General features: G+C 70.0%; 8 protein-coding genes. 2 read left to right on the top strand and 6 right to left on the bottom strand.

Features of this window, described 5'->3' with window-relative positions:
* Window positions 1-52 precede the first annotated feature (52 nt).
* Together FHU13_RS13580 and FHU13_RS13585 are read left to right on the top strand one after the other, a co-directional pair.
* Entirely contained in the window at window positions 53-7459 is a 7407-nt protein-coding gene (locus FHU13_RS13580; protein WP_183436404.1) for a type I polyketide synthase, read from the top strand.
* Window positions 7456-8826 (top strand): aminotransferase class I/II-fold pyridoxal phosphate-dependent enzyme, encoded by a 1371-nt coding sequence (locus tag FHU13_RS13585; protein ID WP_183436405.1) that lies wholly within the window; start codon window positions 7456-7458, stop codon window positions 8824-8826. The genes FHU13_RS13580 and FHU13_RS13585 overlap by 4 nt, the downstream gene beginning before the upstream one ends.
* A 93-nt stretch (window positions 8827-8919) precedes the next feature.
* Here FHU13_RS13585 and FHU13_RS13590 read toward each other — a convergent pair whose 3' ends face one another.
* From FHU13_RS13590 to hpnA, 6 genes are all read right to left on the bottom strand, one after another.
* Window positions 8920-9588, bottom strand: a complete 669-nt coding sequence (locus FHU13_RS13590; RefSeq protein WP_183436406.1) for a spermidine synthase — start codon at window positions 9586-9588, stop codon at window positions 8920-8922.
* Between the two features lie 124 nt (window positions 9589-9712).
* Window positions 9713-11716: a squalene--hopene cyclase gene (gene shc, locus FHU13_RS13595; protein WP_183436407.1), complete on the bottom strand. Its 2004-nt coding sequence runs from the start codon at window positions 11714-11716 to the stop codon at window positions 9713-9715.
* Window positions 11717-11760: 44 nt separating this feature from the next.
* Window positions 11761-13062 (bottom strand): hydroxysqualene dehydroxylase HpnE, encoded by a 1302-nt coding sequence (hpnE, locus tag FHU13_RS13600; protein WP_183436408.1) that lies wholly within the window; start codon window positions 13060-13062, stop codon window positions 11761-11763.
* Window positions 13062-13913 carry a presqualene diphosphate synthase HpnD gene (gene hpnD / locus FHU13_RS13605; RefSeq protein WP_183436409.1) on the bottom strand — a complete coding sequence of 284 codons (852 nt, stop codon included), beginning with the start codon at window positions 13911-13913 and terminating at the stop codon, window positions 13062-13064. Before hpnD ends, hpnE begins: the two co-directional genes overlap by 1 nt.
* On the bottom strand, window positions 13910-14809 hold the full coding sequence (hpnC, locus tag FHU13_RS13610; protein WP_183436410.1) for a squalene synthase HpnC: 900 nt from the start codon (window positions 14807-14809) through the stop codon (window positions 13910-13912). The genes hpnD and hpnC overlap by 4 nt, the downstream gene beginning before the upstream one ends.
* Window positions 14806-15831, bottom strand: coding sequence for a hopanoid-associated sugar epimerase (hpnA, locus tag FHU13_RS13615; RefSeq protein ID WP_183436411.1), 1026 nt, complete (start codon window positions 15829-15831; stop codon window positions 14806-14808). Before hpnA ends, hpnC begins: the two co-directional genes overlap by 4 nt.
* Between the last annotated feature and the right edge of the window lie 283 nt (window positions 15832-16114).

A 16114-nucleotide genomic window follows, 5' to 3' on the forward strand; every position in this document is an offset into this window, starting at 1 on the left:
CCCTCGCCGAACGGACCCCCGGTCCCTGCTTCACGAGCGTAAACGGATCGACGTGACTCACCGCAAGAACATCGCGATCGTCGGCCGCGCCTGCCGCCTGCCCGGGGCTCAAAACGTCGAGGGGCTGTGGCAGCTCCTGACCGAAGCGCGCTGCGCAGTCTCAAGCATCCCCGAGGACCGTTGGTCGCTGCCGGCCTTCGGCCACCCGCGGGCGCAGGAGCGGGGCAAGAGCTACACTTGGGCCGCGGGCGTGCTCGACGACATCTGGTCGTTCGATCCGGGCGTCTTCGGCATCTCGCCGCGCGAGGCCGAGCAGATGGACCCGCAGCAGCGCATGCTGCTGGAGCTGACCTGGGAGGCATTCGAGGATGCGGGCCTGCGCCCCTCGGCGGTAGCGGGCAGCCATATCGGCGTGTTCGTCGGTGCCTCGGCCCTCGATTACGGCAACCTGCGCATCCTCGATCCGTCCTCGGGCGACGCCTACGCGGCGACCGGCAACACGCTCTCGATCATCTCGAACCGCATCTCCTACATCTACGACCTGAAGGGTCCGAGCTTCACTCTCGACACGGCCTGCTCGTCCTCGCTGGTCGCCCTTAACGCCGCCATCGCGGCGATCGAGGCAGGTCAGGTCGACACCGCGGTGGTGGCCGGGGCCAATATCCTGGCGAGCCCGTTCAACTTCATCTCCTTCTCCAACGCGCAGATGCTGTCGCGCACCGGCCTGTGTCAGGCCTTCTCCTCGAGCGCCGACGGCTACGTGCGTGCCGAGGGCGGTGTCGTGCTGATCCTGCAATCGGCCGAGGCCGCCGCACGCAGCGGCCGGGCCGTGCGCGGCGTGATCGCAGCGAGCGGCGTCAACTCGGACGGTCGCACCACCGGCATTTCGCTCCCCTCCGGCCACGCGCAGGGCGCGCTCCTGGAGCAGGTCTACCGCGAGGCCGAGATCGATCTCGACCGGATCGCCTTCGTCGAGGCGCACGGCACCGGCACGCCGGTCGGCGACCCGATCGAGGCCGGGGCCATCGGTTCCAAGCTCGGCAAGCCGCGCCGAGCCCCGCTGCCGATCGGCTCGATCAAGACCAATATCGGCCATACCGAGCCGGTCTCGGGACTCGCCGGCCTACTGAAGGCCAGCCTCGCGCTCGAGAACGACCTGCTGCCGCCCTCGCTGCACGCGGCCGAGTTGAACCCCGAGATCCCGTTCGAGACGCTGAAGCTCGCCGTGAACCGCGCGCCGCTGGCGCTCGCCCGCACGAAGGTCGAGCGCTTCGCCGGCGTGAACTCGTTCGGCTTCGGCGGCACCAACGCCCACGTCGTGCTGACCGACCCCGCTCCGGTCGCGGCGGCCAACGATGCCGGACGGGCGCCCGAGATCCTGCTGCTCTCCGCTCAGAGCCGCGCCGCCCTCAACGATCTCGCCCTCGACTACGCCGCCCGCCTCGACGGCGCCGCGCCGGAGGAAGCCGCTCGCGTCGCGGCCGCCGCGTTCCACCGCCGCGAACGCCTTTCCACCCGCCTCGCCCTGCCGATCGCGCCCGGCACGGACGTGCCGGCCACCCTGCGGGCACTCGCCGAGGGCGAGGAGAGCGAGGCGGCGGTCGTCGGCACCGCGGTCGAGCGTCAGGCCGAGGTCGCCTTCGTCTATTCCGGCAACGGCAGCCAATGGGTCGGCATGGGCCGCGAGGCCTATGAGGAGAGCGCGACCTTCCGCGCCCGCTTCGATCAGACCGACAAGCTGTTCGGGAAGCTGTCCGGCTGGTCGCTGAAGGAGGCGATGTTCGCCGAGGATCTCGACGCACGCCTCTCCCTCACCCGCGTCTCGCAGCCGCTGATCTTCGCGATCCAGAGCGCCTCGACCGCGGCACTCCGCGCCAAGGGTCTCGCGCCCCGCACCGTCCTCGGCCACAGCGTCGGCGAGATCGCCGCGGCGGAAGCCGCCGGTATCTTAAGCCTCGAACAGGCGGTGCGGGTCATCTTCTTCCGCAGCAAGCATCAGGAGTCGACGCGCGGCTTCGGCACCATGGCGGTGCTGCTCGGACCGGTCGAGGAGATGGAGGCGTTCCTCGCCGACTACCCGACTCTGGACATCGCCGCCTACAACAGCCCCAAAGCGATCACGGTGGCCGGTCCCGAGGCCGATATCGAGGCCGCGATGAAGGCGCTGGCGCGCAAGCGCCGCCGCGGTCGCAAGCTCGACCTCGAATACCCCTTCCACGGTCGCCTGATGGATCCGACCGAGCGTCCGCTGCTTCGCGACCTCGACGGGCTCAAGGCGTCTGCCGGTCACACCGCCATGGTCTCGACCGTGACCGGTACGGTGCTGCCCGGCGACCGGTTCGGCGCCGGCTACTGGTGGCGCAACATCCGCGAGCCGGTGCGCTTCTGCGAAGCGCTGCAGGAGGCGACCCGCCAGGGCGTCCGCGTCTTCGTCGAGGTCGGCCCGCGTGCGACCCTGCTGCCGCATATCGGCGACGCCATCGAGCCGCTCGCCATTGAAATCGCCTCGGTCGGTGTGATGCATCGCAAGCCCGTTGGCGGAGATCCGATCGCCAAGGCGGTGGCCGCCGCGCTGGTCGCGGGTGCCGCCGTCGACGAGGCGCGCCTGTTCGGTGCCGATCCGGCCGGAATCATCGCCCTGCCACTCTATCCCTGGCAGCGCCGCCCGTTCCGCCTGGCCGAGACGACCGAGGGGGCGGGTGCCGCGCCGCGGCCCTACCACCCGCTCGCCGGCACCCGGCTCGCGCCCGACGGTCTCGAATGGCACGGCCATCTCGACGCGGCGCTCGTGCCCGAACTCGACGACCACCGCATCGACGGTCAGGTGATCCTGCCCGGCGCGGCCTTCGTCGAGATGGCGCTGCACGTCGCCCGCCAAGCGCTGCGCACGGAGAGCGTGACGCTCTCCGACGTCGAGATCCTCTCGCCGATGGTCTTCGCCGAGGATTCTCTGCGCGAGGTGCTGGTGCGCCTGTCCGGCTCCGGCAACCAAATCCAGATCCTCAGCCGCCCCCGCCTGACCCCGACGCCCTGGCAACTCCACGCCTCGGCCAAGATCATCGAGGGCGATTTTCCGACGCCGGCCCGCCGCGATCTCGCGATTCCGGCCGAGCACGCGATTTCGGGTGAAGGGCTCTATCGCCGGGCGCTCGCCTCCGGCCTCGGCTTCGGCGAGAATTTTCGCCAAGTGGCCGCCTCCGCTCGGATCGACGAGACCACCATCGTCTCCGAGCTGATCCCGGCCGAGGCCGACGCCCGCTACGGCCTCGTGCCCGCACGCCTCGATTCCTGCTTCCACGGCCTGATCCTGCTCTTCGCCGAGCTGATGGGCGAGGGCGCCACCAAGGCCTACGTGCCCGTGCGCTTCGGCGAGGTGCGCCTGCTGCGCCCCGGCGCGGCGATCGCCCGGGCCGAAATCCGCACCCGGCGCTGCAACGAGCGCTCGATCCTCGCCGACTTCACCCTCACCGACGCCGAGGGCGAGGTGATCGCCACGATCCGCGAAGGCCGGTTCCAAGCCCTCCGTGCACGCAGCGGCAGCGATCTCGACGCCTACGCCATCACCCAAGGGGTGGAGCGCGCCACCGAGCCGACCGCCCTGCCGCTGGAGCGCCGCCCGAGCGTGGCCGAGCGCCTGCGCCCGAGCCTCGCCGCCGTAACGGCACCGGACACGGCCGATCTCGGACCGGGTCACCTGCTGCTGGAGGGCTGGGCCACCGCGCTCGCCTACCGGCTGGCCGAGGGGCTTTCCGAGAAGGGGAAGGTGGTGCTCGACCGCCGCCTGCCCGAGACGCTCCACGCCTGGGCGACCAACGCCCTCTACGCCCTGGAAAGCAGCGGGCTCGCGACGCTGGAGAAGGGAGTCTGGCGCCTGCGCCGGGACGTGACCCTGCCCGCGCCCGAAGAGACCATGCGCTGGATCGCGGCCGACCATCCGGAACTGGCCGCGGAACTAGTGCTGCTCGCCGACACCACCGCCCTCGTCGGGCGGATCGTGGCGGGTGAAGCGGTGAGCGCGGCGAGCCTGCCGCCGGCCGCGCTCGACGCCTTCCACCTGCGCGGCGCCACCGCCCGCGCCGCCGCGGAGGTCGTCGCGCGGATCGTGGCGGAGGCCCGCGAGCGGCTGCCGTCCGACCGGGCGCTGCGCATCCTCCAGGTCGGCTTCGGTCCGCTCTCCGCCCGTGCCGCCATGCTCGCCCGCGAAGTCGATGCCCGGTTGACCGTGCTGGAGACCGATCGGCGGCTGGCGGAGCGCGCCCGCCTCGCCCTGCCGGGCTCGGTCACGGTGACGGAAGCCGCCGACGCCCTGCCGGCTGCCGCCTTCGACATCGTTCTGGCCAGCGACGTACTGCACCGCTCCGACAAGGCCCTGCCGGGGCAGCTCGCGGCGGCGCTCGCCTCGGGCGGCCTGCTGGTGGCGGTCGAGCCCGGCGCCTCGCTGTTCCGCGACCTCGTCTTCGGCCTCGCGCCGGATTGGTTCGAGGACACGGTCGCCGGGATGCCGATCTCGCGCCTCGACGACGTGACGGGCTGGCAGCGCCGCCTCAGCGCCTCGGGCCTCGTGCGGGTTTCCGCCGACCGCGCGGCCTCGGCCAACGGCGACGACCTGCTGCTGGTCGCCGAAGCCCCGGTTCGCTCGGCGGTCGGCCACGGCCAGAGCTTCGCCTTCGTGGTCGGCTCCGACGACGATTTCGGCGCCGAGACCGCCTCCTCGCTGGCGACCCTGCTGGTGGCGAGCGGCGTCCACGTCTCGATCATCCTCGATTCCGAGCAGTCGCTGCGCGAACTCGAGCGCGAGACGCCCGACACCGTGGTGTTCCTCGCCGGCGCCTTCGCCGGAGAGGGCGAGGCGGCGACGCGTCTTCGCGACCGCTGCCTCAGCCTCAAGCGCTGCGCCGAGTATCTCGGCAGCCGCCAGACCCGGCTCTGGGTGATCGCCCCCGGCGCCACCCGCGATTCGGGCGGCGAGGCGGCGGCGGTCGAGGCCGGCGTCTGGGCCTTCAGCCGGACGCTCGCCAACGAAACGGCCACCCTCGATGTGCGCCGGATCGACCTAGCCCCGACCCTGTCCTCGAAGGACGCCGCCGAGCGCCTGCGCGCCCTGATCCTGTCGGGCACCGACGAGACCGAGATCGTGCTCGACGCCGACGCCACCCGCGTCGTGCGCTTCCATCCCGGCCGCGCCGCGACCACGGCCGGCGAGGCGGCCCCCGCGGCACGGCTGGAGCGCTCCAACACCGGCGGCCTCAATGAGATGGTCTGGGGCCCGGCCGAGCGCGCCGCCCCCGGCCCCGGCGAGGTCGAGATCGCGGTGGCCGCCACCGGCCTCAACTTCCGCGACGTGCTCTGGGCGCTCTCCATGCTCCCGGAGGAAATCCTGGAGGACGGCTTCGCCGGCCCGCGCCTCGGCCTCGAAGTCTCCGGCCGCGTCACCGCTATCGGTGCCGGCGTAGTGGACTTCACCGTCGGCGATTCGGTCGTCGCCTTCGCCCAATCCGGCTTCGCCACCCATGTGGTGGTGCCGGAGATGGTCGTCGCGCCGATGCCTGCGGGGCTCGATCCGGCCGCAGCCGCGACCGTTCCGGTCGCCTTCCTCACGGCCTACTACGCGCTCTGCACCTGCGCACGCCTGCGCAAGGGCGAGTGGCTGCTGGTTCATGGCGGCGCGGGCGGCGTGGGATTGGCCGCGCTCCAGATCGCCAAGTGGAAGGGCGCGCGAGTCATCGCCACCGCCGGCTCGCGCGAGAAGCGGGCGCTCGTCGCCGCGCTCGGGGCCGAGCACGTGCTCGATTCCCGCTCGCTCGCCTTCGTGGACGACGTCCGCCACATCACCGGCGACGGCGTCGACGTGGTGCTCAACTCGCTGTTCGGCGAGATGATGGAGCGCTCGCTGAACTGCCTGCGGCCGTTCGGGCGCTTCGTCGAGTTGGGCAAGCGCGACTACGTCGCCAACACCCATATCGGACTTCGGCCCTTCCGCCGGAACCTCTCCTACTTCGGCGTCGATCTCGATCAGGTGCTTCAGCACCAGGGCGAGGACGGAGCGCGGATGTTCCGCGAGGTGATGGCGCTCTTCGCGGAAGGGGGCCTGCGTCCCCTACCCTACCAACCCTTCGCCGCCGACGAGACGTCGGATGCCTTCCGCCTCATGCAGCAATCGGGGCATGTCGGTAAGATCGTCGTCACGCCGCCCGCGCCCGGCTCGGTCGCGCGGGTCCAGCGCAACCCCTTCACGGTCTCCGAGAAGGGCATCCACCTGGTCACCGGCGGTCTCGGCGGCTTCGGTATCGAGGCGGCGCGCTGGCTGGCCGATCGCGGGGCCAAGCGCATCATGCTCGTCGGCCGCTCAGGCAAGCCGAACGAGGAAGGCCGTGCAGTCATCGCGGATCTCACCAAGCAAGGTGTGAGGGTCGAGATCAAGGCCTGCGACATCACCAGCCGCCGGGCAGTCGAGTCGCTGATCGACGGGATCGAGACCCGGGGCGAGCGGCTCGCGGGCGTGATCCACGGCGCCATGGTGCTGCAGGACGGTCTGATCTCGGCGATCGAGCCGGAGACCCTGGAGGCGGTGATCGCGCCGAAGGTGATCGGCGCGGGGCATCTCGATGCCGCGACCCGTGGCCGGAAGCTCGACTACTTCGTGCTGTTCTCCTCGGCCACGACCTTCATCGGCAATCCCGGCCAGGGCTCCTATGTTGCCGCCAACGGCTTCATGGAGGGGCTGGCCCGCCAGCGCCGTCGACTCGGCCTGCCGGCGCTTGCGGTCGCCTGGGGCGCCATCGGCGATGTCGGTGTGCTCGCCCGCAACAAGGCGGTGATGGAGACGCTGTCTTCCCGCGTCGGCGTGACGCCGATGGAGGCCCGCCTCTGCCTCGACCTCATGGCCGAAGCGCTGGAAGGCCAGACCAGCGCGAGCGACGAGGGCGTGATCGCCATCGCCGCGATGCACTGGGGCAAGGCGCGCGAACGCCTCGCCACCCTGCGCTCGCCGAGCTACGCCAGCCTCGGCGGTGACCAGCAGGCGGAATCCGGCGCGGTCGCGGCGATCAATATCGGTGCGCTGCTGCGGTCCACGGACATCGACGCGGTTCGCAAGACCGTGGCCGACGCCATCGTCGAGGATATCGCCCGCATCCTGCGCCTGCCGAAGGACGACATCAGCCGCGTGCGGCAACTCTCGGAGATCGGCCTCGATTCGCTGATGGGCGTCGAGTTAGGGGCGAGCCTTCAGGAGCGCTTCGCCCTCGATGCGCCGCCGGCCGGCATCTCGTCGGGGCTCACGGTGAATGAACTCACCGAAACCCTGATCCAGGCGGTGGCGACGCCGGTGGACGAGGCCGCGGGCGTGACTCTGAGCCTTGCGACCAAGCATGTCGGCGATCTCGACGCCGCCACGCTCACGCCGTTCAACGAGCTCGTCGAGCAGAACGTCTCGGACATCAAAGAGATCTTGCAATGACCCAGCCGTCACGCCCGCAGGACGGCCGGGCCGCGCTCGCGAGCTTCGTCACCAACCGGCTCGGCCGCACCAACGCGCGGCCAGCCCCCGTCGAGACCAAGGCGCCGCCGACAGACGAGTCAGCCCAGGATTTCGAGAAGCTGACCGGCTACCGCGAGCTGCGCCTGCAGCGCTCGGCCGCCGACCTCATCGGTCTCGGCAACCCGTTCTTCCGAGTGCACGAGACCCGCGCGGGTGCGAACACGCGCATCGAGGGCCAAGCCTATTCCAACTACTCGTCCTACGATTACCTCGGCCTCAACGGGCACCCGGCGGTGAGCGGGGCCGCGCGCAAGGCGATCGAGGCGTTCGGCACCTCGGCCTCGGCGAGCCGGATCGTGGCGGGCGAGCGGCCCGGGCACCTCAAGCTGGAGCGGGCGCTCGCCGCCCATTACGGCACGGACGGCTGTGTCATCATGGTGAGCGGCCACGCCACCAACGTCACCGCCATCGGCGCCATGCTGGAGGCGCCGGACGTGATCTTTCACGACGCGCTGATCCATAACAGCGTGGTGACGGGCGCCCAGCTCTCCGGCGCCCAGCGCCGCTCCTTCGCCCACAACGACCCCGCCGCCCTGGAAAAACTCCTGGAGGCGACCCGGCACGAGCACCGCCGCGCGCTGATCGTGGTCGAGGGCCTCTACAGCATGGACGGCGACGCGCCGGATCTGGCCGCCTTCGTCGAGCTGAAGCGCCGCTACGATTGCTGGCTGATGGTGGACGATGCCCACGGTCTCGGCGTGCTGGGCCGTACCGGCGCGGGCCTGCACGAGCATTGCGGGGTCGAGGCGTCGGACGTCGACATCTGGATGGGGACGCTCTCGAAGACGCTGTCCTCCTGCGGCGGCTACATCTGCGGTCCCTCGGCGCTGATCGAATACCTGAAATGTACTGCGGGCGGTTTCGTCTACAGCGTCGGCATGTCGCCGCCGCTCGCCGCCGCGGCTGAAGCCGCGCTCTCGGTGATGCAGGCCGAGCCAGAGCGGGTGGAGCGCCTGCGCCGCAACGGGAACCAGTTCCTGGCGCTCGCCAAGAAGCACGGGTTGAATACCGGTTCGAGCCTCGGTCTTGCGGTGATCCCGATCATCGTCGGCGATTCGCTGAAAGCCGTGACGCTGTCCGACCGGCTGTTCAAGCGCGGCATCAACGTGCAGCCGATCATCCACCCGGCGGTGCCGGAGCGCTCCTCGCGCCTGCGCTTCTTCATGACCTCCGAGCACACGCCGGAGCAGATCGCGCAGACGGTGGCCACCGTGGCGGAAGAGCTGTCCGCCCTTGAGACCGGCGCGACGCTGATCGAGCAGTTGATGGCCCGCCGGGGGGCGTGAGCTTTTCGCATGTCCCATCCATCCCCTCATCCGGAGATGCCGACGCGAAGCGGGCACCTCCGGATGCGGTCGAGACCGGGATTGCTCTTGGTGTCAGCGCCCGGCCAGCCAGATCACGTGCCGGGCCCCGCGCTTGCCCCGCGCTCGAGTCGCCACCTCCTCGACCGCAAAACCCGCCTGCCCGAGCCGCCGCGTGAAGGCCGCGTCGGGATGGGCTGACCAGACCGCCAGCACGCCGCGGGCACGGAGCGCCGCGCGGGCGGCGCCGAGACCGGCTGCGTCGTAAAGCCGGTCGTTCGCCGTGCGGGTGAGGCCGTCGGGACCGTTATCCACGTCGAGCAAGATCGCATCCCAGGCATCCGGCCGCTCGCGGATCACGGCGGCGACATCGGCCTCGCGGATCGTCACTCGAGGATCGTCGAGGCTGGGGCCGGTCAGCTCCGCCATCGGCCCGCGCGCCCAGACCAGCACTGCCGGCACGATCTCGGCGACCGTGATCTGCGCCTTTGCAGGCAGGCAGCCCAGCGCGGCACGCAAGGTGAAGCCCATGCCGTAGCCGCCGATCAGCACCCGCGGTGCCGTCACACCCGCGATCCGCTCGGCCGAGAGCCGCGCCAGCGCCTCCTCGGAGCCGCTCAGACGGCTGTTCATCAATTCGTTGCGGTCGAGCTGAATCGAGAACTCGGTGCCGCGGCGCATCAGGCGCAACGTGCCCGCCTCGCCAGGGATCAAAGCGGTGTCGAGATGCTCCCAGGGGATCAACGGTCGTCTCGCAGGTTCATGTCAGCAAGAGCCGGCGTCGCCCGGCTCACGGTTCGGCACAAACGAAAACGGCGCGGGATGCTCCCGCGCCGCCTCTCTCATGGGAGGACGAACGTCCCAAAGATCACATCCCGAACTGCACCTGCCGGCTGTTGCCGCGCTTCAGGTTGCGGAAGCGGGCCATGGCCCAGAGCGGGAAGAACTTCGGGTAGCCGTGGTAGCGGAGATAAAACACCCGCGGGAAGCCGGTTGCGGTGTAGCGCTCCTCGCTCCACAGCCCGTCCGCCCCTTGCGTGCGCACGAGGTAGTTGACGCCGCGGGCCACCGCCGGATCGTCCACCTCGCCCGCGGCCATGAGGGCGAGCAGCGCCCAGGCCGTCTGTGAAGCGGTCGAGTAGCCCGGCTCGAATTCGGGGTTGAGCTTGTAGGATGAGGCATCCTCACCCCAGCCGCCATCCGGGTTCTGGATGCGGATGAGCCACGCCACCGCCTTGCGGATCTCCGGGCTCTGCGGATCGACGCCGGCGGCATTGAGCGCGCAGAGCACCGACCATGTGCCGTAGATGAAGTTCATGCCCCAGCGGCCGTACCAGCTCCCGTCCTTCTCTTGGTCGTTGAGCAGGTAGGTCACGCCCCGGTCGAGCGCCCTGCTGGTCTCGCGGGTCTCGCCAAGCTGCGACAGCATCGAGACGACGCGGGCGGTCACGTCCGCGGTCGGCGGGTCGAGCAGCGCGCCGTGGTCCGAGAACGGGATGTGGTTGAGGTAGTGGTGGTTGTTGTCGGCATCGAACGCCGCCCAGCCGCCATCGGCGCTCTGCAGGCCCTCGACCCACTCGCGGGCGCGAGCGATGGAGGTCGAGTAATCCGGCATGCCGCTTACCAGCCCATGCTGACGCTGAGCGCGGTCCATCGCCATCACCACGACGGCGGTGTCGTCGAGATCGGGATAGTGCGGGTTGGCGTACTGGAAGGCCCAGCCGCCCGGACGCACGTTCGGCTTGGTCTCCGCCCAGTCGCCCTTGATGTCGAGGATCTGGAGCGGCTTGAGCCAATCGAGCCCGGCGCGGGCATTGGCCTCGGCCTGAGCGCCGCCAGCTTCGAGCATGGCGTGGCTGTTGAGCGCCGTATCCCAGACCGGCGAGAGGCAAGGCTGGACGTAGGCCTCGTCGTCCTTCTCGGCGACGAGCTTCTCGATGGCTTCCAGCGCGATCTTCACCTGCGGGTGGTCGCTCGGGTAGCCCAGCACTTCGTACATCAGCACCGAGTTGACCATCGACGGGAAGATGGCGCCGAGCCCGTCCTCGCCGTTCAGGCGCTCGGAGACCCAGGCCACCGCCTTGTCGATGGCGCGCTGGCGCGGCACCTTCGGGAAGTGGTCCTGCGTCTTCTGCAGCACGCGGTCGATGGCGCCGAAGATCGGCGTCCACGGCCAAGTGGCATGGGGCGAACCCGGCCAGGTCCGCACCGAATCGGGCGGGGTCACGAACAATTCGGCCACGCCGACGCCACGCGGGTTCTTCGCCCGCGGCTTCTTGGCCTGGATCACGAACAGCGGCACCATGGTGCAGCGAGCCCAGTAGGACACCTTGTCGAGGTGGAACGGGAACCACTTCGGCAGGTGCATCACCTCCACCGGCATCACCGGAACGGCCGTCCACGGCACCTCGCCGTAGAGGGCGAGCAGGATGCGGGTGAAGACGTTGGCGTTGGCGGCACCGCCGCGCTGGAGGATCGCCTTCCGGGCCGCGCGCATATGCGCCGCCTCGATGTCGTCGCCGATCATCTTGAGGGCGAAATAGGCCTTCACCGACGCGCTCATGTCGAACGGGCCGTCGTGGACCAGCGCCCAGCCGCCATGCACCTTCGACTGCGTGCGACGCAGGTAGTTGCCGATCTTGGCTTCCAGCCCCGGCCGCGGCTCGGTCCCGCGGAACTGGTGAAACAGGATGTACTCGGAGGGGATGGTCGCATCCGCCTCCAATTCGAAGCAGATATGGCCGTCCGCCTGGGTCATCTCGGTGAGCGCGCGGGTGGCGCTCTGAACGCCACGCTCCACGTCGTCGAGGGACACGTCGCGGGTCTTGGGACGCTGCAGCGTCTCGACCTTGCTCGCGGCCGCCTCACGCATCGTCCTTGCCTCGCTCGACTGTCTCGATGCCGTTGTCATATCCTTCAAGCGACTCCCTGTGCCTGTGCCCGTCCGCACATGCCGGTGCGGAAAAGGGCTTGCGCGGCATTCGTGCCGGATCGGATCGCGCCCTCGATGGTCGAGGGCAGCCCCGTCTCCGTCCAATCACCGGCCAGAACCAGATTTCGGTAGCGCGTCGCCGCGCCGGGGCGGCGCGCGGCCTCAGCGGGCGTCGCCGCAAAGGTCGCCCGCTTCTCCTTGACGATCTGCCAGCTCGGCAATTCCCGTGCAAGTCCGTTCAATTCCGCGATCTCAACCCAGATCCGGCGCGCAAGATCCTCGCGGCCGTCCTCCAACAGGCGGTCGGCTCCGCTGATGGTGACTGAAAAGCGATCCGGATAGGCGAACAACCACTCCGTCAGGCCGCCGACGACGCCGAGCATCAGCGGCGCATTCTCCGGTGGGCGCACGGCGAAATGCGCGTTGACGATCGAGCGGAATTCCAGTGGCGCCGGTGTCCCGGGCAGCAGTTCCGACGTCACCCACGGCGGCAGGGCCAGAACCACGGCGTCGTCCGGCCCGAGCAGGCTCGGCTCGTCGGTGAAGTCGAGTCGCTCGATGCGGCCCTGCCCGAGGGTCAGAGCCCGCAGACGCCGGCCGTAACGGATCTCGGCACCGCAGCTTTCGAGATAGCGCAGGGCCGGATCGACGAAGGCGGTGGACAAACCCTGGACCGCGATGAGCGGCCGGCAGGCGCGCCCGCCCGCTCCCAGCGTCTCGCGCAGGATGGTGGCGGCGAGCCCGACATCGCTCTCGCGCGGATCGGTGTTGAGGGCGGCGAGCAAGACCGGATGCCAGAGCCGCTCGTAGAGCGGTCCCTCGCAGGACATCCGCTCGCCGATCGTGCCGCTCTTGCCCGGCTTGTTGCCGGAGGCCGCCATCATCAGGGACACCGGTGCGAGATAGTCGCGCGCACGGGTTCCCGGCACGCGGCGGCTCGCTCGCAGCACCCACCAGGGCAGGCGGCCCTCGTTGGGGCGCAGGGCCCAGCGCTCGCCGGTGCGGATGTCGGCAAAGTGGAAGACCGCCTCATCGGGACCGGTCAGGGCGTCGTCCGGCGCTCCGATCAGCCGCAGGAAGTCGAGGGACGAGCGGTTGCCCGATAGGAGCAGGTGGTTGCCGTTGTCGATGGTGAGCCCGAGCGACGGGTCGAAATAGGAGCGGCAGCGCCCGCCCGCCTGCTTGGCAGCCTCGTGCAGCACGACGCGGCTGCCCGCTTCCGCCAGTGAGGCAGCCGCCGAGAGGCCGGCGAGTCCTGCGCCGACGACGTGAACCGTACCCGTCATCAGAAAATCCCGTGACGCAGGGCGACGAGAAGGAGGGAGAGCTTGCCGGGCTTCACCCGCTCCCGCGGGGCCGCCCAGCCGCGCTTCACGACGGCATCGAGGTAGAGCCGGTAGGCCGCCGCCATCAGGCGGGCCGCCTTGGTCGTCTGCCGTGGGCTGCGTTCGATGATCGCCCAGGTCTGGCGGTAATGCTCTTCCGCCTCCGCAGCGACCGCGGCGCAGACCTCTCCGAGACGCGGATGCGCCAGGGCGCTCTGCGGCGTCGGGGCCATCAGGCCGATCTTGTGGAACTTCTCCATCGGCAGGTAGAGGCGTCCGCGCGTCGCGTCCTCGTCGATGTCGCGCAGGATGTTGGTGAGTTGCAGCGCGCGGCCCTGGTGCCACGCCAGCCGGATGCCGTCCTGCTCCGGCATGCCGAAGATGCGGACAGACAGCCGCCCGACGGCGCTGGCCACCCGGTCGCAGTAGAGATCGAGCTTGGCCTCGGAGGGCGCGACGATGTCCTCCTCCGCGTCCATCGCCATGCCGTCGATCACGGCCTGGAAATCCTCGCGCTTGAGGTCGAATCGGCGCATCGGCTGTTCCAGCGGCTTCACCCGCGGCGGCGGGTTGCCGGCGTAGAGCGCATCGATATCGGCCCGCCAGCGGTCAAGTTCGGCCGCGCGGACCTCGCGCGGGCCGCCATCGTCGGCAACGTCGTCGACCGAGCGGCAGAAGGCGTAGACGGCGTACATCGCCTCGCGTCGCTCCTTCGGGAGCAGGCGCATCGCCGTGTAGAAGGACGAGCCGGCGGCCGGCAGGGCGGGCGCTTCCGGGGTCTCGCCCGGCATCGGGCTAGCAGTGGCGCTCATCGGCCGGCTCCGGCAGGGGCGGAACGGGGCGCGCGCGACCGGAACGGGCGGCGCACCAAAGTGGCGGCGATGCCGCCGAGCGCGGTGAGCGCGAAGGCGGCCTTGCCGTGGTGAACCTTTTCCGAGAGGGGATCCCGGGTCAGCAGGCCCTTGGTCAGGACGACGGCCAGCCGATGGATCGCGGCGATCTCCAGGCTCAGGCGGAAATCGTCGATTTGATTCGGGAGCGGCGCCCCCTCCTCCAGGAGCAGAAGCGTGCGCTCGGCGAGTTCGCGGATCACCGCGCGCAGTTCGGGTGTCGCGGTGTCCGCGCCCAGCATCGCGACATCGGCGCCGTGCTTCCGCATGACGTCGAGGGGGAGGTAGACCCGGTCGAGACCCCGGAAATCCTTGCCGCAATCCTGAAGGTGGTTGAGCACCTGAAGCGCGGTGCAGATCGCGTCAGAGGTCCTGTAGACCCGCGCCGGATCCTCGCCATGCACATCGAGCACGAAGCGCCCGACCGGCATGGCCGAGTAGCGGCAATAGTGGATCAGTTCGTCCCAGTCCGCGTATCGCGACTTGCGCGCGTCCATGCGGAAGGCCTCGAGCAGTTCGAGGGCGTGGGTCGGCGGCTGATTGTGGGCGGCCAGTTCGCGTATCAGCGGCTCGACCGACGGGTCCGAGCCACCCTTGCCGGTGAGCGCGTCGGCGAGCGCGTCGAGCATCTCGATCTTGCGCTCAGGCGACAGCCCGGTGTGATCGGCGACGTCATCGCCGGCCCGCACGTAGTTGTAGAAGGCGAGGATCGCGCCGCGATTGCGCGGATGGATCAGGTGCGAGGCGACGGGAAAATTCTCGTCGTGCTGGCCCTTGCCCGTGCGCGCGTCGGTGGCGGTCTGAAGCGCGGCGCTCATTTCATGTATCCCGCCTGACGGAACCAAGCGATGGCATCTTCCAAGCCCTGGCGGTAGGGTCGGGCGGAATAGCCGAGTTCCGCCCGCGCCTTGGCGTCGGAGAAGAACATCCGGTACTTCGACATGCGCACGCCATCGATGGTGGCGAGCGGCGCCTTGCCGGTCACCCGCGCGATCTGCTCGGATACAAACGCGATCGGGTAGATCACCGCGTAGGGCAACCGCGTCGTCGGCGCCTTGCGGCCGACGATTCCGGCGATGTCGGCGAGCATCTGCGCCAGCATCACATCCTCGCCGCCGAGGATGTAGTGCTCGCCGATCCGGCCCTTGCGCAGGGCCAGCAGGTGGCCGGCGGCCACGTCGTCGACATGGGCGAGGTTGAGACCGGTATCGACGAAGGCCGGGATTTTTCCTTGGGCCGCGTCGAGGATGATGCGCCCCGTGGGCGTCGGCTTGACGTCGCGGGGGCCGATCGGCGTGGACGGGTTGACGATCACCGCCGGCAACCGATTGCGAAGAACCATCTCATCGACCACGCGCTCGGCCACGACCTTGCTGCGCTTGTAGGCGCCGATGGCGGTCTCCGGCGTCAGCGGCCGGGTCTCGTCGGCAGGGGTGCCGTCGTCGTGGGGTTTGATGGTCGCGACGCTCGACGTGTAGACGATCCGCTCGACGCCGGCCTTGAGCGCCTCCTCCATCAGGATGCGCGTGCCGTCGCGGTTGGTGCGAACGATCTCTTCCATGTCCGGTGCCCAGAGCCGGTAATCGGCCGCGGCATGGACGAGGTAGCGCTGTCCGCGCATGGCGCTCGCCACGGCTGCCCGGTCGCGCATGTCGGCCTCGACGATCTCGACATCCGGCCAGATCAGGTTGGTACGGGGCGACGAGGCGCGCACGGTGATGCGCACAGCGAACCCGGCCGCGCGGAAAACGTCCACCAGGGCGGCGCCCAGGAAGCCGCTGGCACCGGTGATCAGCACCGGCCCCGCCGGGAACGGGCCGCTTTGGGTCGGCTCTGTCATCGTGCTCGCGTGATTCACGGGTGATCTCGCCCGCAGGTGGCGGGCAAGCAGAAACGCCGCTCCGTCGACGCACCCGATTCTGGGCCGGACGGCGCGGCGCTTGTCTCACCGATGACGCGGTGCGGCAAGCACCGCGCCGTCGGTCTCAAGCCAGACGCAGGCGCCCGGTCCGGCTTCCCTTCTTCTGGTCCGGCAGGGCGGCGCGGACGGCTTTGAGGATGCCCTCGGCATCGAGACCGGCCTCGGCGTACATCTTCTCCGGCTTGTCGTGATCCTGGTACAG

It is taken from the genome of Methylobacterium sp. R2-1, from assembly GCF_014191355.1.
GTDB lineage: Bacteria > Pseudomonadota > Alphaproteobacteria > Rhizobiales > Beijerinckiaceae > Methylobacterium.

Excerpts from the sequence above, each read along its gene's own strand:
- hpnD (WP_183436409.1), bottom strand. The coding sequence starts at position 13,913 with ATGAGCGCCACTGCTAGCCCGATGCCGGGCGAGACCCCGGAAGCGCCC.
- shc (WP_183436407.1), bottom strand. The coding sequence starts at position 11,716 with ATGCGTGAGGCGGCCGCGAGCAAGGTCGAGACGCTGCAGCGTCCCAAG.
- hpnE (WP_183436408.1), bottom strand. The coding sequence starts at position 13,062 with ATGACGGGTACGGTTCACGTCGTCGGCGCAGGACTCGCCGGCCTCTCG.
- hpnC (WP_183436410.1), bottom strand. The coding sequence starts at position 14,809 with ATGAGCGCCGCGCTTCAGACCGCCACCGACGCGCGCACGGGCAAGGGC.
- hpnA (WP_183436411.1), bottom strand. The coding sequence starts at position 15,831 with ATGACAGAGCCGACCCAAAGCGGCCCGTTCCCGGCGGGGCCGGTGCTG.
- FHU13_RS13585 (WP_183436405.1), top strand. The coding sequence starts at position 7,456 with ATGACCCAGCCGTCACGCCCGCAGGACGGCCGGGCCGCGCTCGCGAGC.